General features: G+C 67.2%; 25 protein-coding genes. 12 read left to right on the forward strand and 13 right to left on the reverse strand.

All coding sequences use genetic code 11. The features are described 5' to 3' along the window. Positions 1-18: 18 nt before the first annotated feature. Together BCO18175_RS26345 and BCO18175_RS26350 are read right to left on the reverse strand one after the other, a co-directional pair. Complete coding sequence (locus BCO18175_RS26345) at positions 19-978, reverse strand: complex I NDUFA9 subunit family protein (RefSeq protein ID WP_174974339.1); 960 nt, start codon at positions 976-978, stop codon at positions 19-21. Positions 979-1,035: 57 nt separating this feature from the next. Continuing rightward, a complete protein-coding gene (locus BCO18175_RS26350; protein ID WP_174985484.1) occupies positions 1,036-2,988 on the reverse strand; it encodes a lytic transglycosylase domain-containing protein in 1,953 nt (650 codons plus the stop codon). Positions 2,989-2,996: 8 nt separating this feature from the next. On the opposite strand from BCO18175_RS26350, the gene BCO18175_RS26355 reads away from it, so the two are divergent. Next, positions 2,997-3,605, forward strand: a complete 609-nt coding sequence (locus BCO18175_RS26355; RefSeq protein WP_174985486.1) for a 5-formyltetrahydrofolate cyclo-ligase — start codon at positions 2,997-2,999, stop codon at positions 3,603-3,605. A 74-nt stretch (positions 3,606-3,679) separates the two neighbouring features. On the opposite strand, the gene BCO18175_RS26360 is transcribed toward BCO18175_RS26355, so the two are convergent. Beyond that, positions 3,680-4,192, reverse strand: coding sequence for a winged helix DNA-binding protein (locus BCO18175_RS26360; protein WP_021163776.1), 513 nt, complete (start codon positions 4,190-4,192; stop codon positions 3,680-3,682). Between the two features lie 148 nt (positions 4,193-4,340). Between BCO18175_RS26360 and pxpB the strand changes: the two genes are divergently transcribed. From pxpB to pxpA, 3 genes are all read left to right on the forward strand, one after another. Then, the gene (gene pxpB / locus BCO18175_RS26365) at positions 4,341-4,997 is read left to right on the forward strand and encodes a 5-oxoprolinase subunit PxpB (protein WP_174918209.1); all 657 of its coding nucleotides are present in this window, start codon (positions 4,341-4,343) and stop codon (positions 4,995-4,997) included. Next, positions 4,994-6,061, forward strand: coding sequence for a biotin-dependent carboxyltransferase family protein (locus BCO18175_RS26370; RefSeq protein ID WP_174985489.1), 1,068 nt, complete (start codon positions 4,994-4,996; stop codon positions 6,059-6,061). The genes pxpB and BCO18175_RS26370 overlap by 4 nt, the downstream gene beginning before the upstream one ends. Positions 6,062-6,134: 73 nt before the next feature. After that, positions 6,135-6,899 (forward strand): 5-oxoprolinase subunit PxpA, encoded by a 765-nt coding sequence (pxpA, locus tag BCO18175_RS26375; protein WP_174918211.1) that lies wholly within the window; start codon positions 6,135-6,137, stop codon positions 6,897-6,899. Between the two features lie 558 nt (positions 6,900-7,457). Here pxpA and BCO18175_RS26380 read toward each other — a convergent pair. The 10 genes from BCO18175_RS26380 to BCO18175_RS26425 all read right to left on the reverse strand — a co-directional run bounded on the left by BCO18175_RS26380 (position 7,458) and on the right by BCO18175_RS26425 (position 18,860). Next, complete coding sequence (locus tag BCO18175_RS26380; RefSeq protein ID WP_174974347.1) at positions 7,458-8,603, reverse strand: TraB/GumN family protein; 1,146 nt, start codon at positions 8,601-8,603, stop codon at positions 7,458-7,460. Next, positions 8,596-9,612 carry a peptide ABC transporter ATP-binding protein gene (locus BCO18175_RS26385; RefSeq protein ID WP_174985491.1) on the reverse strand — a complete coding sequence of 339 codons (1,017 nt, stop codon included), beginning with the start codon at positions 9,610-9,612 and terminating at the stop codon, positions 8,596-8,598. Before BCO18175_RS26385 ends, BCO18175_RS26380 begins: the two co-directional genes overlap by 8 nt. Beyond that, positions 9,609-10,607, reverse strand: coding sequence for an ABC transporter ATP-binding protein (locus BCO18175_RS26390; RefSeq protein WP_174985492.1), 999 nt, complete (start codon positions 10,605-10,607; stop codon positions 9,609-9,611). Before BCO18175_RS26390 ends, BCO18175_RS26385 begins: the two co-directional genes overlap by 4 nt. Positions 10,608-10,609: 2 nt before the next feature. Continuing rightward, entirely contained in the window at positions 10,610-11,527 is a 918-nt protein-coding gene (locus BCO18175_RS26395) for an ABC transporter permease subunit (RefSeq protein WP_174985494.1), read from the reverse strand. A 4-nt stretch (positions 11,528-11,531) separates the two neighbouring features. Then, positions 11,532-12,542 carry an ABC transporter permease subunit gene (locus BCO18175_RS26400; protein ID WP_174918215.1) on the reverse strand — a complete coding sequence of 337 codons (1,011 nt, stop codon included), beginning with the start codon at positions 12,540-12,542 and terminating at the stop codon, positions 11,532-11,534. A gap of 110 nt (positions 12,543-12,652) precedes the next feature. Then, positions 12,653-14,281: an ABC transporter substrate-binding protein gene (locus BCO18175_RS26405; RefSeq protein WP_174918216.1), complete on the reverse strand. Its 1,629-nt coding sequence runs from the start codon at positions 14,279-14,281 to the stop codon at positions 12,653-12,655. Between the two features lie 316 nt (positions 14,282-14,597). Continuing rightward, entirely contained in the window at positions 14,598-15,905 is a 1,308-nt protein-coding gene (locus BCO18175_RS26410) for an MFS transporter (protein WP_174985496.1), read from the reverse strand. Between the two features lie 191 nt (positions 15,906-16,096). Then, positions 16,097-16,408 (reverse strand): high-potential iron-sulfur protein, encoded by a 312-nt coding sequence (locus BCO18175_RS26415; protein WP_021163765.1) that lies wholly within the window; start codon positions 16,406-16,408, stop codon positions 16,097-16,099. A gap of 183 nt (positions 16,409-16,591) precedes the next feature. Beyond that, the gene (locus BCO18175_RS26420; RefSeq protein ID WP_174985498.1) at positions 16,592-17,701 is read right to left on the reverse strand and encodes an NAD(P)/FAD-dependent oxidoreductase; all 1,110 of its coding nucleotides are present in this window, start codon (positions 17,699-17,701) and stop codon (positions 16,592-16,594) included. Positions 17,702-17,879: 178 nt separating this feature from the next. Next, complete coding sequence (locus tag BCO18175_RS26425) at positions 17,880-18,860, reverse strand: AAA family ATPase (protein WP_174985500.1); 981 nt, start codon at positions 18,858-18,860, stop codon at positions 17,880-17,882. 228 nt (positions 18,861-19,088) lie between these two features. Between BCO18175_RS26425 and BCO18175_RS26430 the strand changes: the two genes are divergently transcribed. From BCO18175_RS26430 to BCO18175_RS26465, 8 genes are all read left to right on the forward strand, one after another. Then, entirely contained in the window at positions 19,089-19,808 is a 720-nt protein-coding gene (locus BCO18175_RS26430; protein WP_174985502.1) for a nitroreductase, read from the forward strand. 146 nt (positions 19,809-19,954) lie between these two features. Continuing rightward, entirely contained in the window at positions 19,955-20,443 is a 489-nt protein-coding gene (locus BCO18175_RS26435) for a hypothetical protein (protein WP_174985504.1), read from the forward strand. A 5-nt stretch (positions 20,444-20,448) separates the two neighbouring features. Continuing rightward, complete coding sequence (locus tag BCO18175_RS26440) at positions 20,449-21,264, forward strand: endonuclease/exonuclease/phosphatase family protein (protein WP_039354781.1); 816 nt, start codon at positions 20,449-20,451, stop codon at positions 21,262-21,264. A 108-nt stretch (positions 21,265-21,372) separates the two neighbouring features. Continuing rightward, complete coding sequence (locus BCO18175_RS26445; RefSeq protein ID WP_174985506.1) at positions 21,373-22,020, forward strand: LysE family translocator; 648 nt, start codon at positions 21,373-21,375, stop codon at positions 22,018-22,020. Between the two features lie 235 nt (positions 22,021-22,255). After that, complete coding sequence (locus tag BCO18175_RS26450) at positions 22,256-23,026, forward strand: ferredoxin--NADP reductase (protein ID WP_085041890.1); 771 nt, start codon at positions 22,256-22,258, stop codon at positions 23,024-23,026. 415 nt (positions 23,027-23,441) lie between these two features. Continuing rightward, entirely contained in the window at positions 23,442-24,257 is an 816-nt protein-coding gene (rqpS, locus tag BCO18175_RS26455) for a quorum system sensor histidine kinase RqpS (RefSeq protein WP_174974361.1), read from the forward strand. A 7-nt stretch (positions 24,258-24,264) separates the two neighbouring features. Continuing rightward, complete coding sequence (gene rqpR, locus BCO18175_RS26460) at positions 24,265-24,921, forward strand: response regulator transcription factor RqpR (protein WP_174918224.1); 657 nt, start codon at positions 24,265-24,267, stop codon at positions 24,919-24,921. A 216-nt stretch (positions 24,922-25,137) separates the two neighbouring features. Next, positions 25,138-26,544, forward strand: a complete 1,407-nt coding sequence (locus BCO18175_RS26465; protein ID WP_174974363.1) for an amino acid permease — start codon at positions 25,138-25,140, stop codon at positions 26,542-26,544. Positions 26,545-26,588: the final 44 nt, after the last annotated feature.

Raw genomic sequence — 26,588 nt, forward strand, 5'->3', positions numbered from 1 at the left:
AAGGGGAACGCTGCCGGCCTAGCGGCGCGAGCGGAACCAGTCGAACCGGGAACGCCGCGCGGCATGGCCGAGATACCCGGGCGCGATGCTTTCGAGACTCGCGGGCGAGATCCCGAGCTCCGGCGCGAGCGGCCCCGACAGCACGTTCGGCACCGACATCGTCGCGAGGTTGTCGCGCGTGAGCACGGGCTCGCCGGGCAGGCATTCGAACACGCTCGCCTGCAGCCGCGCAAGCGCGTCGGGCAGCCGCACGATGCGTGCCTGCCGGCCGACCAGCTTGCCGCAATAGCGCACCAGCTGCTCGAGCGTGTAGACGGTCGGGCCGCCGAGTTCGTAGGTCTTGCCGTGTGCGGCCGCGAGATCGAGCGTGTTGACGAACGCGCGCACGACATCGCCGACGAACACCGGCTGGAAGCGCGCGTCGGGCATCGCGAGCGGCAGCACGGGCACCGTGCGCTGCAGGTTCGCGAACGTGTTGAGGAACGCGTCGCCGGGGCCGAACACGACCGACGGGCGGAAAATCGTCAGCGCGAGCGAATCGGTCGCCGCGATCGCATGCAGCGCGGCCTCGCCGTCGCCCTTCGAGCGCTGGTACATGCTCGCGCCGTGCGAATCGGCGCCGAGCGCGCTCATGTGCAGCACGCGCTGCACGCCCACTTCGGTGCAGGCGGTCGCGAGCGCGGCCGGCAGCGCGACGTGCGCGCGCTCGAAGCCGGGCCCGTACGGCGTGCCGCGGCCGCCGTGCAACACGCCGACGAGGTTGATTGCCGCGTGCGCACCGGCGACGAAGCGCGCGAGCGTGCGCGTGTCGAGCGCTTCGAGTTCGACGATTTCGACTGGCAGCATCTGCAGGTGGCGGGCGTGGTCGCGCCGGCGCGTACCGATCCGTACCTGCTTGCCGGATTCAATCAGCGCATTGACGAGCCGGCTGCCGATGAAGCCGGTGCCGCCCAGCAGCGCGACGGTCTGGCGATCCATGTTAGGGACCTCAAAAGAACACTGCCGCGTCTCGCGCGGCAGTGTGAAGATTGCGTATCAGGGCGAGATCATGCCTAGACGTTTCTTCAACGACTGCGGTTTGCCCTCGAAGAGCGCCGCGTAGTAGACGGTGTTCGACAGCACGTTCTTCACGTAGTCGCGCGTCTCGTTGAACGGAATCGTTTCTGCGAAGATCGCGCCTTCGACCGGCTGCGTCAACACCTGGCGCCACTGGCGCGGCCGGCCCGGGCCCGCGTTGTAGCCGGCCGTGGCGAGCACCGGCGAGCTGTCGAAGTTGTTGTAGATGTCCGCCAGATACCAGGTGCCGAGCTGGATGTTGGTATCGATGTCGTGCATCTGCGTGCGCGAGATCGTGCCGAGGCCGAGCTTCTTCGCGACCATCTGCGCGGTGGCCGGCATCAGCTGCATCAGGCCGCCCGCGCCCACCGACGAACGCGCGCTCGTGATGAAGCGCGATTCCTGGCGGATCAGCCCGTACGCCCATTCGGTGTCGAGGCCCGTCGACTGCGCGTAGCGCTCGACGATGTTGCGGTACGGCGACGGGTAGCGCAGCGTGAAATCGTGCTCGGCCTTCGTGCGGTCGGCCGTGTTGACCGTGCGGTCGAGCAGGTCGACGCGCTTGCCATACTCGGCGGCCGCGAGCAGCTGGCGATCGGTCATCCCGCGCAGCGGCCAGTTCCATTCGCGGTTGCCTTCGAGGCGCAGGTTCAGCGCGTAGAAACGCTGCGCGAGCGCGAAGCCCGGAATCTTGCCCATCGCGTCGATCTCGGCGTCGCTCACCTTCGTGCGCGGCGGGATCGTCGTGCGCTGGCCGAGCTCTTCACCGGCGAGCTGCCCGTAGAAGTTGAACTGGCCGGCGACCTGCTCGAATTCCTGGTTCGCCTGCAGCGTATCGCCGCTCTGCTTGAGCGCGCGCGCATGCCAGTAGATCCAGGCCGGATCGTCGCGCAGCGACGGCGGCATCTGCTCGATCGACCAGCGCACCATCGGCCAGTTGCCGGCGAGCAGCGCGGCACGCGTGCGCCATTCGTAGCCCGGGTTCGACAGCGGCGCATTCGTCGATTTCGCATACCAGACCGATGCGAGCGGCGAGCGCTTGATCGCGCCCTGGTAGCCGATCGCGCCCCACGCGATCGCCTGCTCCTGCTTGGTCAGCGAGGCGGCGACCGACGTCAGCATCCCGGCTGCCGCGTCCGGATCGTTGCGCGCCATGCGGCCGAGCGCGATCAGCGCGAGCTGGTGCGACGCCGCGTCGGGGCCGACGCCGCGCGCGAGGTACAGCGGCGGCGCGCTCGTCGCCTGGTCGAAGGCGACCGGGCGCGGGCCGAGCGCGTCGACGATCTTGCCGCCGAGCGTCGTGTAGTTCTGCTCATACGCGAGGCGCGCCTGCTGCCACACGTCGTCGCTCGTGAACTGCTGGTTGACCGTCAGCGCGGTGATCAGGTCGACGCACGCGTCGCCGTAATTCTTCGGCTCGACGAGCAGCGCGCGTGCCGCATCGGCGACGTTCTCGCCGCGCGCCGCGCGCGATTCGAGCGCATAGCACTTGACCTGCGTGTCGTCGTCGAGCACGAAGCGCTTGTATTGCTCGTCGAAGTTGCGCCAGTCGTGGCGCGCGCCAAGCACGAGCAGGTAGTCGTTGCGCAGGCGGTCGGCGATCGCCTGGCCGTCGTAGCGCTGCAGGAACGACTGCACGGGCGCGTCCGGCGCGTCCACGCGCGCGCGGCCCGTCGAATCGAACAACTGCGGCTTGATCTGGAAATACTCGACGTAGGACGGTACCGGGTAGTTCGGAATCATCGACGCGAGCTGCGCGGCTTTCGCGGCGTCATTGCGGCGCGCGGCTTCACGAAGCTGCACGAAGGTCTGGTCGTCCCCGGAGACCGTATCGTCGTTCGGTGCGGCGCACGCGGCCGTGCCCGCGACGAGCGCGGTGGCCGAAAGCGTCAGCGCGACCGCGCGATATACTCGGAAAAGGCTGTTGGACATCGTTTTGAATGGAGCACGAAGTGAGCGAAAGCATAGCACGCAACCCTGTGCCCAACCCGAAGGTTGCGCTACGCAAAACGCTGTCCGGCGCGCGTCGCGACGCCGCGTCGCAACCCGCCGCGAACGCCGCGCTCGACGCGCGGCTGCGCACGCTGCTCGAACGGCTCGCGCCGCGCACGGTCGGGTTCTACTGGCCGCTGGCGGGCGAATTCGATGCGCGCGATGCGGTGCTCGCGTGGTGCGCGGCCGGTGCCGGCCGGCGTGCCGCGCTGCCCGTGATCGACGAGCGGCACACGCCGCTCGAGTTCCACGCGTGGGATACGCACACGCCGATGCGCGAAGGTCATCACCGGATTCCGGAACCGGCGTCGGGAATCGTCGTCGTGCCCGACCTGCTATTGATTCCCTGCTTGGGATTCGATCTGGAGCGCTACCGGCTCGGCTATGGCGGCGGCTACTACGACCGCACGCTCGCCGCATGGCCGGGCAGCCGGCCGCCCGTGACGGTCGGCATCGCCTATGAAGCGTGTCGCGTCGATGCGCTGCCTGCCGAAGCGCACGATCTGGCGCTGCACTGGATCGTGACCGACGGCGCGCTGTACCCGGCCGCCGGATGATGCGGCGGGCGGCGCCGCATCCGTCGTCGCACGCCCGTCAGCGCACCGCCGCGCGCCACCTGCGGCGCAATCGTTTACAGCGACGCCGCCGCGCGCGCGGCCGTGTCGTACAGGCCCGATGCGTTGCGCAGCAACTGCGCCGCGTCGCCGATCTGCTCGTTGGTGAGCCCGCTGTCCTTCAGCGTCTCGATCAGACAGTGCTCGCGCACCTCGCGGTACTTCAGGCACAGGTCGCGGCCCGCGTCGGTCGCGAAGAAGAACACTTCCTTGCCGCTTTTCTCGCTCTTCACATAGCCGCGGGCGATCAGTTTTTTCAGCGCATAGGTCGCGACGTGCGTATCCTCGATATTGAGCACGAAGCAGATGTCGGCGAGCTTCTTCTTGCGTTCGCGGTGGCTGACGTGATGCAGCAGCGACACCTCGACCGCCGTCATGTCCTTCGCGCCGGCCGCCGACATGCAGCGCACCATCCACCGGTTGAAAGCATTGCCTGCCATGATGAGCCCGTATTCGAGTTCCGACAGCTCCGCGCTCGAATCGGAAACGAGGTGTTCGGATGACACGATCTTGGTCGCAGGACGCTTCATGGAAAGGCGGAGCAAGCCGGATGACAGGGTGTGCCGAGTGTACGCCAGAAGCCCCGGCATACGGGCTAGGCGAAAACGCTTATTGGGAAGTTGTCGATATTTTATTGACAATGTGCGCTAACATTGCCGTCCGAACCGTGCCAGTCCGATGACGCAACCCCGCATTTATCCGCTCGGCGATGCCGCCCTCGTCTGCGAGGTGCCGCCGCCCGCCACGCTCGATTGCCAGCGCCGCGTCTGGGCCGTTGCCGAGGCCGCGCGCGCGTGGCCCGACGTGGTCGACGTCGTGCCCGGCATGAACAACCTGACGATCGTCTTCGACGCGCTCGCCACGACGGCCGAAGCGCTCACGCCGGCGCTGCGCGACGCGTGGGAAACCGCCGACGTCGAGCACGCGGACGGCCGCGAGGTCGAGATCCCGGTCGAGTACGGCGGCGCCGCCGGCCCCGATCTGCCGGCCGTCGCCGCGCATACCGGCCTGTCGGCCGACGAGGTCGTCGCGCGCCACGCAGCCGGTGCCTACGTCGTGTTCTTCGTCGGTTTCCAGCCGGGCTTCGCGTATCTCGGCGGGCTCGACGCCGCGTTGCACACGCCGCGCCGCGCGGCGCCGCGCCTCGAGGTGCCGGCCGGCTCGGTCGGCATCGGCGGCGCGCAGACGGGCATCTACCCGACCACGTCGCCCGGCGGCTGGCAACTGATCGGCCGCACGTCGCACGTGCTGTTCGATCCGGCGCGGCCGCAGCCGACGCTGCTGCTGCCCGGCGACCGTGTGCGCTTCACCATTGCCGGAGTCGACGCACGATGACCCAGAGCAACGCAGCGGGCACCGTCGAGGTGCTGCGGGCCGGCCCGCTGACCACCGTGCAGGATCTCGGGCGCCGCGGCGCGCGCCATCTCGGCGTCGCGCAGGGCGGCGCGCTCGATGGCCTCGCGCTCGAGGTCGGCAACCGGCTGGTCGGCAATCGCCCCGACGCGGCAGGCGTCGAGATCACGATCGGCCCGGCCGCCTTCCGCTTCACGCGCGCCACACGCATCGCGATCACCGGCACCGAGTTCGGTGCAACGCTCGACGGCCAGCGCGTATATTCTTGGTGGAGCCTGCCGGTCGAGGCCGGGCAGACGCTCGTGCTGCCGGCCGCGAAACGCGGGATGCGCGGCTACCTGTGCATCGCCGGCGGCATCGACGTGCTGCCGATGCTCGGCTCGCGCAGTACCGATCTCGCATCGCGCTTCGGCGGCCTCGGCGGCCGCGCGCTGCGCGACGGCGATCGCCTCCCGGTCGGCGTGCTTCCGGCCGGGATGGGTTGCCTGGCGGCCGATGCCCCTGAATTCGGGGTAAAGGCGCCGGCATGGTGCGCGTTCGTGCGCGTCGACGAGCCGCCGCGCCGGCACCGCCCCGCGCATGCGCCGTGGGCGATGCCCGTGCGCGTGCTGCCGGGCCCCGACTACGCGTCGTTCGCCGCCGATTCGCAGCAGGCGTTCTGGGATGAAGAATGGCTGGTCACGGCGAACAGCAACCGCATGGGCTATCGGCTTGCCGGTGTCGAGCTCGTGCGCGAGCGGCCGGCCGAGCTGCTGTCGCACGCGGTGCTGCCGGGCACGATCCAGGTGCCGCCGAACGGCCAGCCGATCGTGCTGATGCACGATGCGCAGACCACCGGCGGCTACCCGAAGATCGGCACGGTGATCCGTGCGGATCTGTGGAAACTCGCGCAGGCGCGGCTCAACCTGCCGATCCGCTTCGTGCGCACGACACCCGACGCCGCGCGCGCCGCCCTGACCGCAGAACGTGCCTATCTGCGGCAGATCGACGTGGCGATCGACCTGCGCGAGGAAGCGCGCCGCCGCGCCCAGTCGCAAGCAGCGTGACAATGGCGGTAGCCGTACCGAAGGCAGTCGCAGTAGAGAAGACGGGCCACGCAATCAGTGGACGAGGAACATCATGGAAATCGATCTGAATGCCGATCTCGGCGAAGGATGCGGTTCGGACGAGGCGCTGCTCGACCTCGTGACGTCCGCGAACATCGCATGCGGGTGGCATGCGGGCGGTGCGAACGCGATGCGCGATTGCGTGCGCTGGGCCGTGCGGAAAGGCGTGGCGATCGGCGCGCATCCGAGCTTTCACGATCCGGAGAATTTCGGCCGCAAGGAAATGCAGCTGCCGGCCGGCGACATCTACGCGGGCGTGCTGTACCAGCTCGGCGCGCTATCGGCGATCGCGCAGGCCGAGGGCGGGCGCATCGCGCACGTGAAACCGCACGGCGCGCTGTACAACCAGGCCGCGCGCGATCCGATGATCGCCGATGCGGTGGTATCCGCGATCCGCGATTTCGATCCGTCGCTCGCGGTGTTCGGGCTCGCGAACAGCGTGTTCGTCGCGGCCGCGCGGCATGCGGGGCTCGCCGCGGTGGAGGAAGTGTTCGCCGATCGCGGCTACCGCGCGGACGGCTCGCTCGTGCCGCGCAACCAGCCCGGCGCGCTGATCGACGACGAGGACACGATGATCGCGCGCACGCTCGACATGGTGCGCAGCCGGCAGGTACGCGCGATCGGCGGCGAATGGGTGATGCTCAATGCGCAGACCGTCTGCCTGCACGGCGACGGGCCGCATGCGTTGGTATTCGCGAAACGGATTCGCGCCGCGCTCGAGGCGGTGGGTGTCGACGTGGTCGCGCCGGGCATGCTGCAGGCCGACGAACGCGCCTGATCCGGCCTGCGCCGGCGGACGCACAATCCGTCGCCCAAAAGAAAAAAGCGCCCTCGTGGCGCTTTTCCGTTGGCGCAATCGCTGCGGCTTCGCCGTCTGTCGATTCACCCCCCGAAACCGTCTTTCGACGGTGACCGGAAAAATATTCCGGATTAAAAAACGTCCGCCGCCGCCCGATTACTACCTTTCCCCGGTGGGACGACGGAACGTTGCTTTATCCCGCAAGTCGGCCTGCATGCCTAGTTGTTGTCCGACGATGGTTGGCCCCGCCGTACATGCAGACACTTCCGCGGCCGGCACGTGCAACACGTGCCGGCAACGCGCTAACCCCGCGCTTTATTTTCTGCTACCCCGTAGAACTTTTTCTATTCTTTTCATTTTTTCAACTTGTGGATCGAAGAATAGATATTGGCAGATCGGGATGTCAATCGTTTGAAACGCTATTTTCTGACGATTCGAGGGTTTTCCTTATCGAATAGCGTACCCATACAGGCGTTTGAGCCGTTCGCACAACGTCAATCAAACAGGGGAGGATCGGTTCGGGCGCGGTGGCGGCGATCAGTTCGCGTCGACGCTGTAACCTTGTTGACGCAACAATTCGAGCACACCGCGCGGGCCGCCCAAGTGCAGCGCGCCGATCGCGACGAATAGCGGCCGGTTCGGTGCGGCGATTGCCGTCATCCGTGCAACGAAGCGCCGGTTGCGCTCGTACACGATCTTGTTGTCGATCGAGTCCGACAGCACCTTCGAACGCGCGAGCCGTTCGCTCTTCGCGACCGCCCATGCCGAGATCGCATCGGCGTCGCCAATTCGCCACAGTCGGTGCAGCGCCTTGATGTCGTCGGCGTTCTGCGCGGGCGTCTGCACCATGTCCTGCGCGAGCATTTCGCGCTGCTCGGCAAGCGTGAGCCCGGTGAACGCGCGCATCTGTTCGGCGAGCGTCTCGAGCCCGATCACGCGGCCGCCCTTTTTCTTCAGGAACACGTTCTGCAGCTGCGCCTCGGTGCCGTACTCGGTTTGCAGGCCGGCCGACAGCGAATCGTAGGTCTCGACGACGAGCGCCGCGAGCCACGGCCGCATCTTGCGGATCTCGGCGAGCGCGGCCGGGTTGCCGCGCAGGCGCGCAGCGAGACGCTGCCACAGCGGCTCGGGCAGCAGGCGCTGCAGGCACGGGTAGCGGCAGACGCCGTACTTCGACACGTCGTCCTGCGATTCGAGCAGGTCGTCGGGCGACAGCTCGAGCGCCAGTGTGGGCGACGCGGCGAGCGCCGCGAGGATGCGCGGCCGGAACGGCTGCGCGCTCGGGTAGTCGGACGGGTCACCGGTGTGCAGCGTGCCGAGCACGTAGAGCGTGACCTTGCCCTTGGTTGCAACGTAGAACGGCATGCGCGCGGGCTGCACGCGCACGGTGCCGCGCGACACCGTGCCGTCCGACACGGCGGGCGCGTGGAAGCCCGGCAGGCTCATGCCGGGCGGCGGGACTTGCGACGGATGGATCGGTGAAGTGGCCGGCGCGCGCCCTTCGGCGCGCGCGGATTCGACGGGAACCACGAGGCTGGCCGCCACGCACGCGCCGGCCAGCGCCGCGCCCGTGACGGTACGCACGCTCCAGCGCCGCGCGTAGCGGTACGCGCGCATCACGCGCGCGCTGCTTGCCCCCGCACGGCGCACGCCGGACGCGCGCGCCGCCAACGCTTCAGGCATTCGCCTCCCCTACCTCCTCGGCCCGATGGCAGGCCACGCGCCGGCCGTCGACCTCGCGCAGCTGCGGCTCCTCCGCACGGCAGCGCTCGACCGCGTACGGGCAGCGCTGGTGGAACGCGCAGCCCGACGGCGGATTGAGCGGCGACGGCAGTTCGCCCTGCAGCTTGATCTGCACGCGGCGGTCTTCCTCGAAGATCGCCGGCGTCGCCGACATCAGCGCGCGCGTGTACGGATGGCGCGGCCGTGCGTAGATCGTCGCCTTGTCGCCGAGCTCGGCGACGCTGCCGAAGTACATCACCATCACGTCGTCCGCGACGTGCTCGACCACCGACAGGTTGTGCGAGATGAACACGTAGCTCGTCTTGAACTGCTCCTGCAGATCCATGAACAGGTTCAGGATCTGCGCCTGGATCGACACGTCGAGCGCGGACACCGGCTCGTCGGCGACGACGATGCGCGGATCGAGAATCATCGCGCGCGCGATCGCGACACGCTGGCGCTGGCCGCCCGAGAACATGTGCGGATAGCGCTTCGCGTGCTCGGGCCGCAGGCCGACCGTGCGCATGATCTGCGCGATGCGCTGCGCGCGTTCGGCGGCCGTCAGGTTCGCGTTGATCTCGAGCGGCTCGGAAAGCGTCTGCTCGACGGTCTTGCGCGGGTTCAGCGATGCGAACGGGTTCTGGAACACCATCTGCACGCGGCGGCGCAGGTCGGCGACCGTGTCGCGGCTTGCGCCGGCGACGTTCTTGCCGTCGATCGTCAGGCTGCCCGACGTGGGCGTCTCGATCATCGTCAGCTGGCGCGCGAGCGTCGACTTCCCGCAGCCCGATTCGCCGACGACGGCGAGCGTCTTGCCGCGCTTCAGCGAGAACGACACGCCGTTCAGCGCCTTCACCGTGCCCTGCCCGAACATCCCGCGCTTGACCGAATAGTGCTTCGCGAGACCGTCGGCCACCAGCACGGCGTCCTCGTCGTGCGGCGTGGCACGCGTTTGATTGACTGCATTCATCGTGCACCTCCCGTCAGGTCGAGGTTGGAAACGTTGAGCGGCTTGATGCAGCGCGCGCGCATCGCATCGTTGCCGGACACAAGCGTGTCGAGCGCCGGCCGCGCCTTGCGGCAGTCGTCGACGACGTACTTGCAGCGCGGCGCGAACAGGCACCCGGACGGGCGATCATCGCGGCCCGGCACCATGCCGGGCAATGCGGCAAGGCGACGCGCCCCCTTATTGTGCTCGGGAATCGCCGCGAGCAGCGCTTCGGTGTACGGATGATGCGGCGCGCGGAAGATGTCGGGCACGCTGTTGGTCTCGATCACCTCGCCCGCGTACATCACCGCCACGCGCTGTGCGACCTCGGACACCACGGCCAGGTCGTGCGAGATCAGCACGAGCGCCATCCCGCGTTCCTTCTGCAGCTTCACGAGCAGATCCATGATCTGCGCCTGGATCGTCACGTCGAGCGCGGTGGTCGGCTCGTCGGCGATCAGGAGCTTCGGGTTGCACGCGACCGCCATCGCGATCATCACGCGCTGGTTCATCCCGCCCGACATCTGGTGCGGGAACGACGTGATGCGGTTCTTCGCATCGGGAATACCGACCTGGTCGAGCAGTTCGAGCGCGCGCCGGTGCAGCGCGTCGCCGCGCAAGCCCTCGTGCAGCTTCAGCACTTCCTTGATCTGGTAGCCGACCGTATAGCTCGGATTCAGGCTCGTCAGCGCGTCCTGGAACACCATCGCGATGTCCTTGCCGACGATCTTGCGGCGCGCCTTCGGCGACGCCTTCAGCAGGTCGACACCGTTGAACGTGACTTCATCTGCCGTCACCTTGCCCGGCGCGTCGATCAGGCCCATCAGCGCCATCATCGTCACGCTCTTACCCGAGCCCGATTCGCCGACGACGCCCACCACCTCGCCCGGCGCGATCGACAGGTTGATCCGGTCGACCGCGGGCAGGCCGTTGAAATTCACCGCGAGATTGCGGATGGTCAGAAGATCTTGGCTCATGATTACGCCATCCGTTTCAGTTTGGGGTCGAGCGCGTCGCGCAGCCCGTCGCCGAGCAGGTTGATCGCGAGCACCGAGATCAGGATCGACAGGCCCGGCATCGTCACGATCCACCACGCGTTGTCGATGTAGTCGCGCGCGGAGGCCAGCATCGCGCCCCATTCGGCGGTCGGCGGTTGCACGCCGAGGCCGAGGAAGCCGAGCGCGGCCGCGTCGAGGATCGCCGACGAGAAACCGAGCGTCGCCTGCACGATCAGCGGCGCCGTGCAGTTCGGCAGCACCTGCGAGAACATCAGGCGCAGCGTGCCGGCACCGGCCACGCGCGACGCCGTCACGTATTCCTTCTGCAGTTCGCCGAGCGCCGATGCGCGCGTGAGACGCACATAGGCCGGCAGCGCGACGATCGCGATCGCGAACATCGTGTTGGTGAGGCCCGGGCCGATGATCGCGACGACCGCGACCGCGAGCAGCAGCGACGGCAGCGCGAGCAGCACGTCCATGATGCGCATCACCGGCGTGTCGGCCCACTTCTGGAAGAACGCGGCGACGAGCCCGAGCACGATGCCCGGGATCAGCGCGAGCACGACCGACACGAAGCCGATCCAGAACGACATCCGCGCGCCGTACATCAGGCGAGAAAGAATGTCGCGGCCCGCTTCGTCGGTGCCGAGGATGAATTTCCAGTTGCCGCCTTCGAGCCACGCGGGCGGGATCTTCACGAAGTCGCGGTATTGCTCGGCCGGGCTGTGCGGCGCGAGCAGCGGCGCGAGCAGCGCAATCAGGATCAGCACGATCACGACGATGCCGGCGCCGACGGCGCCGCGGTTGCGCGAGAAGTTGGCCCAGAACTCGCGCAGCGCGAGCGCACGGCCGCCGGCCGGCGCGGATTCGGTCGGCAGGGTATTTTGCAGATTGCTCATGGGATTACCTCGTGTGGCGGATGCGCGGATTCAGCACGCCGTACAGCAGGTCGACGACCAGGTTCACGACGATCACGAGCGTCGCGATCAGCAGGATGCCGCCCTGGACGACCGGATAGTCGCGGCGGCCGATCGCATCGATCAGCCACTTGCCGACACCGGGCCACGAAAAGAGCGTCTCGGTCAGCACGGCGCCCGCGAGCAGCGTGCCGATCTGCAGGCCGATCACGGTGACGACCGGGATCAGCGCATTGCGCAGCGCATGCACGACGACCACGCGCGCGGGCGACAGCCCCTTCGCGCGGGCGGTGCGGATGTAGTCCTCGCGCAGCACTTCGAGCATCGATGAGCGCGTCATCCGCGCGATCACCGCGAGCGGGATCGTGCCGAGCACGATCGCGGGCAGGATCAGGTGGCTGACCGCCGACTTGAACGAGCCTTCATCCGGCGCGAGCAGCGCGTCGATCAGCATGAAACCCGTCGGGTGCGGGAAGTCGTATTCGACGGCGATGCGCCCCGACACGGGCGTCCAGCCGAGGTATGACGAAAACACCATGATGAGGATCAGCCCCCACCAGAAGATCGGCATCGAATAGCCGGTGAGCGCGGTGCCCATCACGCCATGGTCGACGACCGAGCCGCGCCGCAATGCGGCGATCACGCCGGCCGGCAGCCCGACCGCGAGCGCGAACACGAGCGCGCAGAGCGACAGCTCGACGGTCGCCGGGAAGCGCGCGAAGAACTCGCCCGCGACGCTCGTATTGGTGATGATCGACGTGCCGAGGTCGCCGTGCATCGCACGGCCGATGTAATGGATGTACTGCATGGGCAGCGGCTGGTCGAGCCCGAGGCGCTTCATCGCCTCTGCGTGCATCGCGGGATCGACGCCGCGCTCGCCCATCATCACTTCGATGGGGTCGCCCGGTATCAGGTGAATCAGCGCAAACGCCAGGATGGTGATGCCGATGAAAGTCGGGATCACCATGCCCACGCGGCGCAACACGAATGTGAACATGATGCGTCTCGTATTTTCTTGTGGGAAATGTGCGACCGGCGACGGGAAGCTTTTGGCCTCCCGCCGCCGGATGAATTAGCCGGTCTTCGCGACAGCTTACGACAGGCGTGTTACTTCACGCTAACACCATCGAAGCGGGCATAGCCGAGCGGCTCGATACGCATGTCGACCACGGTCTTGCGCACCGGCTGGTAGACCGTCGAGTTCGCGATCGGCGAGAACGGCAGCTGTTGAGCGAAGATCTGCTGAGCCTGCGTGTAGAGCTTCGTCCGCGCGTCCTGGCCCGTCGTCGTGCGGCCCTTCTGGACCAGATCGTCGAACGGCTTGTAGCACCAGTGCGAGAAGTTGTTGCCCTTGATCGCGTCGCAGCCGAGCAGCGTGCCGAGCCAGTTGTCCGGGTCGCCGTTGTCGCCCGTCCAGCCGATCAGCATCGTGTCCTGCTCACCCGAGTGCGCGCGCTTGATGTACTCGCCCCACTCGTACGTGACGATCTTCGCCTTCACGCCGATCTTCGCCCAGTCGGCCTGGATCATCTCGGCCATCAGACGGGCGTTCGGGTTGTACGCGCGCTGCACCGGCATCGCCCACAGCGTGATCTCGAAACCGTTCGGGAAGCCGGCCTTCGTGAGCAGCGCCTTCGCCTTCGCGGTGTCGTTCGGCGCCATCTTCAGGTTCTTGTCGTACGACCATTGGGTCGGCGGCATCGGCGCGGAAGCAGCCTGGCCTGCGCCCTGGTAGACGGACTCGAGGATCGCCTTCTTGTTGATCGCCATGTCGAGGGCCTGACGCACTTCGAGCTTGTCGACCGGCTTGTGCTCGACGTTGTACGCGAGGTAGCCGAGGTTGAAGCCTGCCTGCGACGGCATGTCGACGCCCGCATCGGCCTTCAGCGTCGCGATGTCGGCCGGACGCGGATAGCTCATCACCTGGCACTCGTTGCGCTTGATCTTCTGCACGCGCACGCCCGGGTCGGGCGTGATCGAGAAGATCAGCTTCGAGATCTTCACTTCGCCCTTCTTCCAGTAATCAGGATTGCCGTCGAATCGGATCGTCGCATCCTTCGTGTAGCTGCGGAAGATGAACGGGCCCGTGCCGACCGGCTTCTGGTTGATGTCGGCGGCCTTGCCCGCCTTCATCAGCTGGTCGCCGTATTCGGCCGACAGGACCGACGCGAATTCCATCGCCATGTTCTGGATGAACGGCGCATTCGGCTCGGCCAGCGTGAACTTCACGGTGTACGGATCGACCTTCTCGACCTTCGTGATCAGCTTGTCGAGGCCCATGTCGGTGAAGTACGGGAACGACACCGGGTACGCCTTGCGGAACGCCTGGTTCGGGTCGAGCATGCGCTGGAACGTGAACAGCACGTCGTCCGCATTGAATTCACGCGTCGGCTTGAAGAAGTCGGTCGTGTGGAACTTCACGCCGTGGCGCAGGTGGAACGTGTACACCTTGCCGTCCGACGATACGTCCCACTTCTCGGCGAGGCCCGGTTCAACCTTCGTGCCGCCACGCTCGAATTCGACGAGGCGGTTGTAGACGGTGAACGTGGCGGCGGTGAAATCGACGCCGGTCGTAAACTGCGCGGAATCGAAACCCGCCGGGCTGCCTTCTGAGCAGTAGACGAGCGTTTTGTTCGGGATCTGTGCGAATGCAGAGCCCGTGACGCCGAGCGATGCCGCTGCCACGCCTGCGATGGCGGTAACACGCAGGGTGTGCAACAGACGGTTGTATTCCATGTTTCCTCCAGGTCTCCAGATCGGAACCGGCCCGCCCGGGGCCGGTGTACGCGGATATTACTTGAGCTAACGATGTGGCAACAAGCTGGAGAAAAAACTCTTCTAGATGCCCGCCGGGTTTTTGCCAATGTTTAGTGTGGGTAAAAAATGCGAAAACGCGCGCGAGCGGCAAATCCGTTCATTTCGCGCAAGTTTCGTTCGATGACTAAACAATTCGGGCGCGAACACGAAGGGTCGACGCACTGTATTCGTGTTCTGCAGCACATCATTGCGTTTTGCGAAACGATCCGATGACCGTCTTCAAATCGTCATGTCGTCACGCGGGCGCGTCGAGGTCGGCGCTGCGCGCGGGCACGAATGCGACCGCGACGATCGACAGCGCGATCCCGGCCATCACGTAGTAAGTCGGCGCGAGCGGCGTGCCCGTGACCTTGATCAGCCATGTGACGATGAACTGCCCGAAGCCGCCGAACAGCATCACCGCGACGTTGTACGCGATCGACAGCCCGGTCGAGCGCACGTTGGCCGGAAACAGCTCGGCGATCATCGCGCCGAACGGCCCGTAATAGCCCGCGAGCGTGACCGACAGCACGGCCTGCACCGCGATCAGGCGCGCGATGCTCGGCGCCGCGTCGAGCCACGCGAACAGCGGATACATCAGCACGAGCGTCAGCACGAGCGACCACAGCGACAGCCCCTTGCGGCCGATGCGGTCCGACCACGCGCCCGCGACCGGCGACAACACCATCAGCAGCAGGTTGCCGACGATCACCGCATAGAACGATTCCGCGTAGGGCAGCTTCAGCTGCTTCACCGCGAAGGTCGGCAGATAGCTGATCAGCACGTAGATCGTCACCGTCAGCGCGATCACCGAGCCGAGCCCGCACAGCACTTCGCGCGGGTGGCGCGTGAACACGTCGCGAAGCGTCGCGCGACGCGCGTTCTGCTGCGCATGCAGGAACGCTTCGGAATCGGCGAGATGGCGGCGGATGTAGAAGCCGATCGGGCCGATCACGAGCCCGAGGATGAACGGCACGCGCCAGCCCCAGCTGCGCAGCGCATCGTGCGACAGCCCGCGCGTGATGGCCGCGCCGACGAGCGCGCCGATCAGCAGCGCGGCCGCCTGGCTCGCCATTTGCCAGCTGCCGTAGAAGCCGCGTTTCGAGAACGGCGCGGCCTCGATCAGCAGCGCGGTGGCGCTGCCGAATTCGCCGCCCGCGGAAAAGCCCTGCAGCAGACGGCCGAGCACGATCAGGAGCGGGCCGCCGATGCCGATCGCCGCATAGGGCGGCGCGACCGCGAGCAGGAAGATGCCGGCCGTCATCAGGAGGATCACGAGCGACAGCGCGGCCTTGCGGCCCGCGCGATCCGCGTACAGCCCGAATACGATGCCGCCGATCGGGCGCATGAAGAACGCGACGCCGAACGTCGCGGTGGTCAGCAGCAGCGACGAGTATTCGCTGGAGGTCGGGAAGAACAGCTCGGCGATCACGACCGTCATGAAGCCGAACACCGTGAAGTCGTACCACTCGAGCGCGTTGCCGATCACGGCGGCCGCAACCGCGCGCCGGTTCAGCGCACGCTCGGGCCGGACCGTTTTCGTTGAGTTCGCAATCGTCGCCATGCGTGCCTCGTCCTCGTCAGTTCGCCGTGTCGGGCGGCGCGGCGTGCGGAGTGCCCGCGGCGCGCTGGTTTGCAGCGAGTGTAGAAAGCGACGGAACCGTTTTCAAGCAATAAAAAACGCCCGCCATCTTTCGACGGCGGGCGTTGTGCGGTTTTCGCCACAATGCGGCATCGCACGATGCCGCACGGGCCTCAACCCATCTTCGAGAAGGCGCTGCACCAGCCCTTCGCCGACACCTGCTTGCCGGGGAAGGCGCCGCACGGGCCCGAGGCCGAGCCCTTCTTGCCCTGGTACAGCATGCAGGCCGCGCAATCCTGGCCTGCCGCGTATTTCGGGTACTTCGTCTTGTCGACCTTCGTGGCATCGGCCTTGTAGCCGAGCGCCACGGCGGTCGGATCGGTTTCCGACAGCATCGGCGCATCAGCCAGTGCTTCGCGCGACAGCGCCAGCGCGGACACGGCACCAATGCTCGTAATCAGGAAACTCCGACGGGATGTTTTCATGGGGGACTCGCTCCAACGTTATCGGTTTGAAAGCTGTTCTGGCGACAGCCGTTCGACAGAATAACGCTCAAGCGAATAAATGTGCGTGCCGAAATTCCAGAGATAAGGAATTCCACACGGCCGCCACACGGCCGATACGCACCCGCCACGAACCCACCACACACCCGCCACACACTCGCCGCGTCAGCGGTAAGCCGCCATGTCGCCCACGCGCTGCGCGAGCGCCAGCGACGCGGTGAGCCCCGGCGACTCGATCCCGAACAGGTTCACGAGCCCGCGCACCCCATGCTGCGCGACACCCTGCACGATGAAATCGGCCGGCGGCTCGCCGGGCCCCGCGACCTTCGGCCGGATGCCCGCGTACGCCGGCTGCAGCGCGTCGTCGGGCAAGCCCGGCCAGAATGCGCGGATCGACGTGTAGAACGCGGTCGCGCGCGCGGGATCGACTTCGTAGCGCAGCGTATCGATCCATTCGACGTCCGGGCCGAAGCGCGCCTGCCCGCCGAGATCGAGCGTCAGGTGCACGCCGAGCCCCGCGCGGTCGGGCATCGGGTAGATCAGGTGCGAAAACGGTGCACGGCCCGACAGGCTGAAGTAGTTGCCGCGCGCAAGATAGAGCGGCGGCACCCAGCGCGGGTCGAGGCCGCGCGTGCGGCGCGCCAGCGCCTGGGCGCCGAGGCCCGCGCTGTTGATCACGCAGGCGGCCTCGATCTCGGTCGGCGCGTCGCCGCCCGTGCGCACGACGAAGCGCCCGCCGCGCAGCACGTCGATCGATTCGACCGGAGATTTCAGCGCGCACACCGCGCCGTCGTGTTCCGCGTCGCCGAGCAGCGCGAGCATCAGCTGGTGGCTGTCGACGATGCCGGTGGACGGCGAGAACAGCGCCTCGACGCATTCGAGCGCGGGCTCGAGCGTCTGCGCCTCGACGCGCGTGAGCGGCATCAGGTCGAGCACGCCGTTTTCGGTCGCGCGCGCGGCGATGGCCTTCAGTTGCTTCACCTGCGCGGCGCTCGTGGCAACGAGCAGCTTGCCGGCACGCCGGTGCGGCACGTGATGCGTCTCGCAGAATTCGTACAGCAGGTCGCGCCCGTGCACGCACGACATCGCCTTCAGCGACCCGCGCGGATAGTAGAGCCCCGCATGGATCACTTCGCTGTTGCGCGAACTCGTACCCGTGCCGATCGCATCGGCGGCCTCGAGCACGAGCGTTTCGCGCCCGCGCGAGGCCAGTTCGCGCGCAATCGCAAGACCGACGACGCCCGCGCCGATCACGACACAATCCATCTGCTCCATGACGTTTCGCGCCGCTAGCGCGTCGAGGGGAGAGAAGAGAATTGTACGTCCCGGCTCACCTGCTTGCCGAAGGTCGTGCAGTGCATCGTGGCGACGCCGTGCATGACGTACGACGCACGGAACGACTCGCGGCACTGCACGGCGCGCACGCCGCCGAGGCCGTGCGCGCGCCGCTCGTTCAGAAGCCGATCGGCCGGCGCTTCGCGGCGCCCTCGTCGGCCCGGATGTCGCGCGGCCCGATCGCATCGCGGCCGTCGAGCCGCGCGGCGCCGAATGCGTGCAGCAGCGCACGGCGCATCGTGCGCGGCGGTGTCGCGGCCAGCACGTCGAGCGCGTCGTCGCCGAGGGTGTCGGGGAAGCGCCGCCCCCAAGCATGCGACGTGCGGATCTCGTCGTAGATCGTCTGCGCAATCCGGCGCGCGCCGGCCGCATCGGGCGGCTCGATCTCGTACACGTTCATCCGGTTGAGCAGCGGCTCCGGAATCGCGTTCGCATCGTTCGCGGTCGCGATCCAGATCACGTTGCCCGCATCGATCGGCACTTCCGCGAATTCGTCGATGAACGCGCGCGCGGTGTCGTGCTCGAGCAACGCGTACAGCGCGCCGAGCGGATCGTATTGCGCATCGCTGCCGGCCTTGTCGATCTCGTCGACCGCGATCACCGGGTTCGCGTAGCTGCCGTTCACGAGCGCATCGAACACCTTGCCGGGCTTCGCGTTCTTCCATTGCGACGACGCCCCCGACAGGATCCAGCCGGCCGTCAGCGAACTCATCGGCACGTAGTGGTACGCGGTGCCGAGCAGTTGCGCGAGCGCCTTCGCGAAGTGCGTCTTGCCGATGCCCGGGGGCCCGAGCAGCAGGATCGGCATCAGTTCGAGCCGGTCGTCCGTTTCCAGGCACAGCGCGACCTGCTTGCGCACGTCGTCGAGCGGCTCGGCGAAATTGGGCAAGGCCTCGCCGAGCGCGTCGAACGACGGCATCCGGTTCGGCTTCACGCAGAAGCGCAGATTGCCCGTCTTGAGCATCCTCTCGTAGGTGGCGCGCAGTGCGTCGCTCGCGCTCTCGTTCAGGTCACTCAGCGCCGTCTCGACCTGCTCGAGGTCGTACACCGTGCTGAAGGACGCCACCGCCAGTTCCTGTTTCACCATCGCCGTCGTCATACCAACCTCGCTGCCGCTTGCTGTCACACGACCATCAGACCCTTACGATTTCAGTGTAGCGATCCCGCATCCCTGCGCAAGCAAGCAGCCGCGTGCGTCTGCTGCTAACACCCGCGCGCGCTGCACGCCGGCGCGCCGCGGCGTATGATCGTCGGTTCACCCACCCGCCGCACCGGCCCGGCCGACGGCGCCCGCGCGGCGCGTCGGCCCCGTCCCGAAGGTATGCCGATGTCCTTCCCCACTGCTTTCCCGCGCGTCGATGCCGATCCAATCGACGCCGTCGACGCGGCACTCACATCGCGCCGCGCGATCCGCGCGTTCCTGCCGACGCCCGTGCCGCGCGACACGCTCGAGGCAATCCTCGAAGCCGCGAGCCGCGCACCGTCGGGCACCAACATCCAGCCGTGGCGCGTGTACGTCGCGACAGGCGCCACGCGCGATGCGCTCGCCACCGCGCTCACCGCGGCCCACGACGATCCCGCGCGCGACGAGAAATACGTCGCCGAGTACGACTACTACCCGCGCGAATGGGTGTCGCCGTATATCGACCGGCGCCGCAAGGTCGGCTGGGACCTGTACGGCCTGTTGAACATCGGCCGCGACGAGAAGGCGCGCATGCATGCGCAGCACGCCCGCAACTTCCGCTTCTTCGATGCACCGGTCGCACTGTTCTTCACGCTCGACCGCGTGATGACCCATGGCGCCTGGCTCGACTGCGGGATGTTCCTGCAGGGCGTGATGACCGCCGCGCGCGCACGCGGGCTCGATACTTGCCCGCAGGCCGCGTTCGTGCCGTTTCACCGGATCGTCACCGATCACCTCGGCATTCCCGCCAACGAACAGCTCGTCTGCGGCATGTCGCTCGGCCATGCGGACCCCGACGCGATCGAAAACCGCCTCGTCACCGAGCGCGCGCTGGTCGCCGAGTTCACGCGCTTTTTCGCTTGAAAACGCATGACGCGGCCCTACCTTTCGAACAGGACCGCATCGTGCGGCGAACCTCCCGCGGCACGTCCTGTCACATCACGATCGAAATCGATCGGGCGTAAGATGTGCGTCCGTTCCCCGCTATTCCGCGTTTCCGGAGACGTTTCATGCTGAAACACGGCCTGGCCGTCCTGCTCGCGAGCATCACGCTCGCCGCCCATGCGCAGAGCCCCGCGCCGGCCTCCGTCGCGTGGGAGATCCAGGTAGTACGCGACGGTCAGACCATCGACACGTTCCAGCAGCGCACCACCGTGGGTCAGACCCGTACCGATACCCATCGCTATCCGTCCGCCGTGCCGGTCGGCTGCGGCAATGCCGCGCGCGTCGTGCCCACCGAGCGCTCGCGCTCGGTGACGGTCGCGCCGCTCACCGTCGACGCCGGCGCGAGCACCGTGTCGCTCGCGCTCGACGTGCAGGAAACGATCGACGACGAAGGCGCGAAGCCGGCCGATCCGTGCCTGCCCGCGTCGCCGCGGCAAATCGTCGCGAGTCACCCCGGCCTCACGGTCGGTGGTGACGTGTGGACCGACTGGACGCTCGTCGAGCAGCATCCGCACCTCGTGTACCGCGTGCGTGCGCACGTCGCGAAGGATTGAGCGTCATGTCCGCCGACGCCCTGTCCCTGCCGTTCGCCGAACCGCACGCCGCACCCGACGAAATCACCGCGGTGAGCTGGAACCTGCACAAGGGCCGCTCGCCGCTCGGCTTCACCGCGTGGAACGCGATGCGCAATTGGATGCAGTCGACGCACGCCGACGTGTATTTCCTGCAGGAAGCGATGGCGCGCCGCATGCCGCGTCCCGTACTCGCGCCCGGCTTCGGCGCGCCGATGGACGACGCGGTCGACGATGTATGGCACTGCCAGGCCACCGAGATCGCGCATGCACTCGACTGGCAGATCGCGCTCGGGCCGAACGTGTTCAAGCCGTCGTGGCGGCACGGCAATGCGATCCTGTCGCCGCATCCGCTCGACCTCGGCGGCCGCTGGGACATCTCCGCGCACCGCTTCGAGCGGCGCGGGCTGCTGGTCGCGCGCGCGACGCTCGCAGGCGCCCGCCCGGTCACGCTGCTGTGTGCGCACCTCGCGCTCACGCGCGCCGCGCGGCTGCGCCAGATGCACTGGATCGCGCACTGGATCGTGCGCAACGCGGGCGACGGCCCGCTGATGCTCGCCGGCGACTTCAACGACTGGCGCAACGATTCGGTCGCGCTGTTCGGCGAAATCGGTTTGTCCGAGGTCGCGACGCTGCTCGGCGAATCGGGCCGCACGTTCCCCGCGTTCTCGCCGGCGCTCGCGCTCGACAAGATGTTCGTGCGCGGGCTGACACCGCTCGAATGGCGCGCCCCGTCCGGCGAGGCCGCGTGGCTGTCGGATCATCTGCCGTACATCGCGCGCCTGCGCCTCGATCCGCAATAACGTTCCCGATATCGGCCCGATTTCGCGCGGCCAAAGCGTGGCCGCGCGGCGCGCGCTACAGTAGCGCCTTGCCCATTCCGCCAAGCCCCGCCGCCGGGCCGCGCCGCCATGACCTACCTGCCGATCCTGCTGCAAATCGCCGTCGTCTACCTCGTCGCGGCGATCACCCCCGGCCCGAATTTCTTCATGATTTCGCAACTGTCGCTCGCGGGGCGGCGCAGCCTCGGTGCCGCGTCGGCGCTCGGCGTCGGCACCGCGTCGATCGCGTGGGCGACGCTCGCGATGCTCGGTCTCGCGGCCGTGCTGCACCAGGTCGAATGGCTGTACGAGGCGATCCGGATCGGCGGCGCCGCATACCTCGTGTATTTCGGCTTCAAGCTGCTGCGCTCGGGCGTGCGCCGCGACACGGCACCGGCCGACGCGCCCGACGAACGCGCGCCGCTGGCCGCACCGCACGCACGCGACTACCTGCGCGCGTATCGCAGCGGCCTGTTCACCTGCCTGACGAACCCGAAATCGTGCGCGTTCTGGACCAGCGTGTTCGCGGCGATGCTGCCCGCGCACGTGCCGCTGTGGTTCAACGGCGCGGTGCTGGTGACGATCGGCGTGCTGTCGGCCGGCTGGTATTCGTGCGTCGCGTACCTGTTCGCGAGCCCGCGCGCGCAGCGCGGCTACCGGCGCGTGCGGCGCCCGCTCGACGCACTGTGCGGTGTCGCACTCGTCGGCCTCGGCGCGAAACTCGCGGCCGAGCGCTGAAAAACTGAAAGCTGATTGAAATAATTCGTTGCGCCAAATCCGCGCGGCCACGGGGGTCAAGCCCGCGATCCGCGTCAACAGGGTAAAATAACGAGTTCCTCAATCGTCTGTCATCGAGAAGGCGCGTGTCCGACGCGCCGGCCGGCCGATCCGTGATCGGGCCGTCGCACTCGGTTTTTTTGCCCGTTTTTGGGCCCGTTACTCGCGTTCGCTACGCGCGTCCGTTTTCAAAGCCATGAGCAAATACGACACCGCCACCGTCCAATCCGTCCATCACTGGACCGACACGCTGTTCAGCTTCACCTGCACCCGTGAGGCGAGCCTGCGCTTCAACAACGGCGAATTCACGATGGTCGGCCTCGAGGTCGACGGCAAGCCGCTCGCGCGCGCCTACTCGATCGTCAGCCCGAACTACGAAGAGCATCTCGAATTCTTCAGCATCAAGGTGCAGAACGGCCCGCTGACGTCGCGCCTGCAGCACCTGAAGGTGGGCGACACGGTGCTGATCGGCAAGAAGCCGACGGGCACGCTGGTCGCCGACAACCTGCTGCCGGGCAAGACGCTGTGGATGCTGTCGACCGGCACGGGCCTCGCGCCGTTCATGTCGATCATCCGCGATCCGGACATCTACGACCGTTTCGACAAGGTGATCCTGACGCACACGTGCCGCCTGAAGGGCGAGCTCGCGTACATGGACTTCATCAAGCACGACCTGCCGGGCCACGAGTACCTTGGCGACATCATCAAGGAAAAGCTCGTCTACTACCCGACGGTCACGCGCGAAGCGTTCGACAACGAAGGCCGGATCACCGACCTGATCGCAACGGGCAAGCTGTTCACGGATCTCGACGTCCCGCCGTTCTCGCCGGAAAACGACCGCGTGATGCTGTGCGGCAGCACCGCGATGCTGAAGGACACGACCGACCTGCTGAAGCAGGCCGGCCTCGTCGAAGGCAAGAACAGCGCGCCGGGCCACTACGTGATCGAGCGCGCGTTCGTGGACTGATCGATCCCCCAATTTGCGCGTCATCAAGAACCGGAGCGAAAGCTCCGGTTTTTTTTCATCCCTACTTGGCGAATTCGTAACAAATTGGGATCATGCCATCTCAAATAGTTACATTTGGATACGTCATCGTCCGGTGCTCGGGTGTCAGTGTTTTTCCTACAACACGTTCATTCCGATTATTCACATTTACCCTTAAATGTCCGCCCGACATGACCTTTTCAGAAATTATGAGATATTATTCGCCGCGCGTGGTTGCCGTTCGGATGGGAGTGGAAGGGTCGGATGCAAGTGTTACAGAATGTAACTTTTGTTACCTCGGCAGGGGGCGATTCTCTGGCGGCGACCGTCATCAAAACGGCAGCCGATCCACGCAGCCAGCCGGTGTCTGAACCGCTTTCTGACAGCAGGGAGAGTCATGGATACGTCGCTTAACGCGCCTTTGGGCGCCCACGCCCCGTTCCCGTCGCAACAGCTCATGCCGGGCTGCGTCGCGACTCCGCCCATTGCCGACGTCGCGCCGAAACGCGGCGCCTCCGCCGCGCGGATCGCAGCACTGTCTGCCCAATTGCTCGCCGCCGACGAAGCGGCTCGCCGCCACCTGGCCGGCGAGTTGCACGACGGACTCGGTGCCGAACTCACCGCTGCTCGTTTCGCGCTCGCAAACGTTCAAACGTGGCTACCGGCCGATGCGCCGGACGGTTGCCTGCGCGCGCTGGAGCTTGCGCAGCAGGCGCTCGACGCCGCGACCGACGCGAATCGCCGGCTGATCGACGAGCGCGACACGCCGGCGCTCGACGCGGGCCTGGTCGGCGCGCTGTCGTCGTGGGCCGACACCCATGCCGCACGCACGGGCCTGCGCACCAGCTTCGTCTGTGCTGCCGACGCGCGCCTCACGCAGATCGCCGGCGCCAGCGCGCTCGCGGTGTTCCGCGTCGCGCAGGAAGCGTTGTCGAACGTCGCGAAGCACGCACGTGCGACGTCGGTTGACGTGCGGATCGCCACCGACGGCACGCATCTGTCACTGATAGTCTCCGACGATGGGATCGGTTTCTCCCGTAGCCGCCGTACCGGCTACGGTCTGGCCGGCATGCGCGCCCGCTGCGAGGCTTTCGGCGGCAACTTCGAGACGGCCACGCCGGAAACCGGCCACGGCACGCGCGTCACCGCGCGCTTCGCGTGGAATTCGCTGCTCGCGGTGCCCGTCGCGGCCCGCCGCACGTCGCTTTCGTGAGGTCGTCATGAGCCTGAACATCCTGCTCGTGGACGATCACGCGATCGTCCGGCAAGGGATCCGCCAGTTGCTGATCGACCGTGGCGTCGCGCGCGACGTCACCGAGGCCGAGAACGGCAGCGACGCCATGGTCGCCGTCGACAAACAGGAATTCGACGTGATCCTGCTCGACATCTCGCTGCCGGACACGAACGGCATCGAGGTGCTCAAGCGCCTCAAGCGCAAGCTGCCGCGCACGCCGGTGCTGATGTTCTCGATGTACCGCGAGGACCAGTACGCGGTACGCGCGCTGAAGGCCGGCGCCGCCGGCTATCTGTCGAAGACGGTCAACGCCCCGCAGATGATCGGCGCGATCCAGCAGGTCGCGGCAGGCCGCAAGTACGTGAGCCCCGCGATGGCCGAGGCGCTCGCCGAATACGTGTCGTTCGAGAACGAGCCGCTGCCGCACGAGAAGCTGTCCGACCGCGAATACCAGACGCTCTGCATGCTCGCGTCGGGCAAGCGGCTCACCGACATCGCGAACACGCTGTCGCTGTCCGTGAAGACGGTGAGCGTGTACCGGTCGCGGCTGCTCGAGAAGATGCGGCTGTCGAACAACGCGGAACTCACGTTCTACGTGATGAGCAACCGGCTCGTCGACATGGCGCCCACGGCCGGCGCCTGATTTCCCCGCCTCACCCGATTCGTCCGGCCCAGCGACGCGGCGCATGCCGCGCCGCCGCCCGCTGCCGCCCATTTGGCGTGCAAGCGCTTGTTTTATCGGACGATTTCTCGACGCGCCGCTGCGCCGCAGCGGGTCTTGTGCGCCAAATCAGCTAAAATTACGGGTTTTCACTCAGTCAGCGCTACCGCGCCCGCGCGCGCTGGCGATTCATCCGCAATGTCTCTCTTCCGCAAGAAAAACGTCGATCGCATGATCGCCGGCGCGCATGCCGCCGGGCTCAAGAAAGCGCTCGGCGCGATCGACCTCACCTTCCTCGGCATCGGCGCGATCATCGGCACCGGCATCTTCGTGCTGACCGGTACCGGCGCCGTGCAGGCCGGCCCCGCGCTGATGCTGTCGTTCGTGATCGCCGCGATCGCGTGCGGCCTCGCCGCGCTGTCGTACGCGGAATTCGCGTCGACGATCCCCGTCGCCGGCTCGATCTACACGTATTCGTACGCCACCCTCGGCGAGCTCGTCGCCTGGATCATCGGCTGGGACCTGATGCTCGAATACGGCCTCGCGTCGTCGGCCGTGTCGGTCGGCTGGTCGGGCTACCTGCAGTCGCTGCTGCAGGGCTTCGGGCTGACGCTGCCCACCGTGCTGACGGCCGCGCCCGGTGCGGTGCCGGGCGTCGTCACGTGGTTCAACCTGCCCGCGTTCCTCGTGATGATCGTGATCACGACGCTGCTGTCGATCGGCATCCGCGAGTCGACCCGCATCAACAACATCATGGTGTTCATCAAGGTGTCGGTCGTGCTGCTCGTGATCGCGGTCGGCGTGTTCCACGTGACGCCCGCGAACTGGAAGCCGTTCATGCCGCACGGCTGGAACGGCGTGTTCGGCGCGGCAGCCGTGATGTTCTTCGCGTTCATCGGCTTCGACGCGGTGTCGTCGGCGGCCGAGGAAGTGAAGAATCCGAAACGCGACCTGCCGATCGGCATCATCGCGTCGCTCGCGGTGTGCGCGGTGCTGTACGTGACGGTCGCCGCGGTCGCGACCGGCATCGTGCCGTCGGCCCAGTACGCGAACATCTCGCACCCGATCTCGTACGCGCTGCAGGTTGCCGGCGAAACGTGGGTGGCAGGCTTCATCGATCTCGGCGCCGTGCTCGGCATGCTGACCGTGATCCTCGTGATGAGCTACGGCCAGACGCGCGTGATCTTCGCGATGTCGCGCGACGGGCTGCTGCCGGCGGCGCTGTCGCGCGTGCACCCGCGCTACGCGACGCCGTTCCTGACGACCTGGCTCGTCGGCCTGTTCTTCGGGCTGATCGCCGCGCTCGTGCCGCTCAACGTGCTCGCGGAGCTGATCAACATCGGCACGCTCGCCGCATTCTCGATGGTGTCGATCGCGGTGCTCGTGCTGCGCCGCACACACCCCGACCTGCCGCGCGCGTTCCGCTGCCCCGGCGTGCCGGTGGTGCCGATCCTCGCGGTCGCGTCGTGCCTGTTCCTGATGCTGAACCTGCAGCCCATCACGTGGGCCGCGTTCGGCATCTGGCTCGTGATCGGCCTCGTGATCTACTTCCTGTACTCGCGTCACCACTCGAAGCTCGCGCACGGTCACCACGACGCGCACTGAGCGCCGCCGTGCCGCACGCGGCACGGTGCGCACCCGCGGGGCCG

This window comes from Burkholderia lata, assembly GCF_902499335.1.
Classification (GTDB): Bacteria; Pseudomonadota; Gammaproteobacteria; order Burkholderiales; family Burkholderiaceae; genus Burkholderia; species Burkholderia lata_B.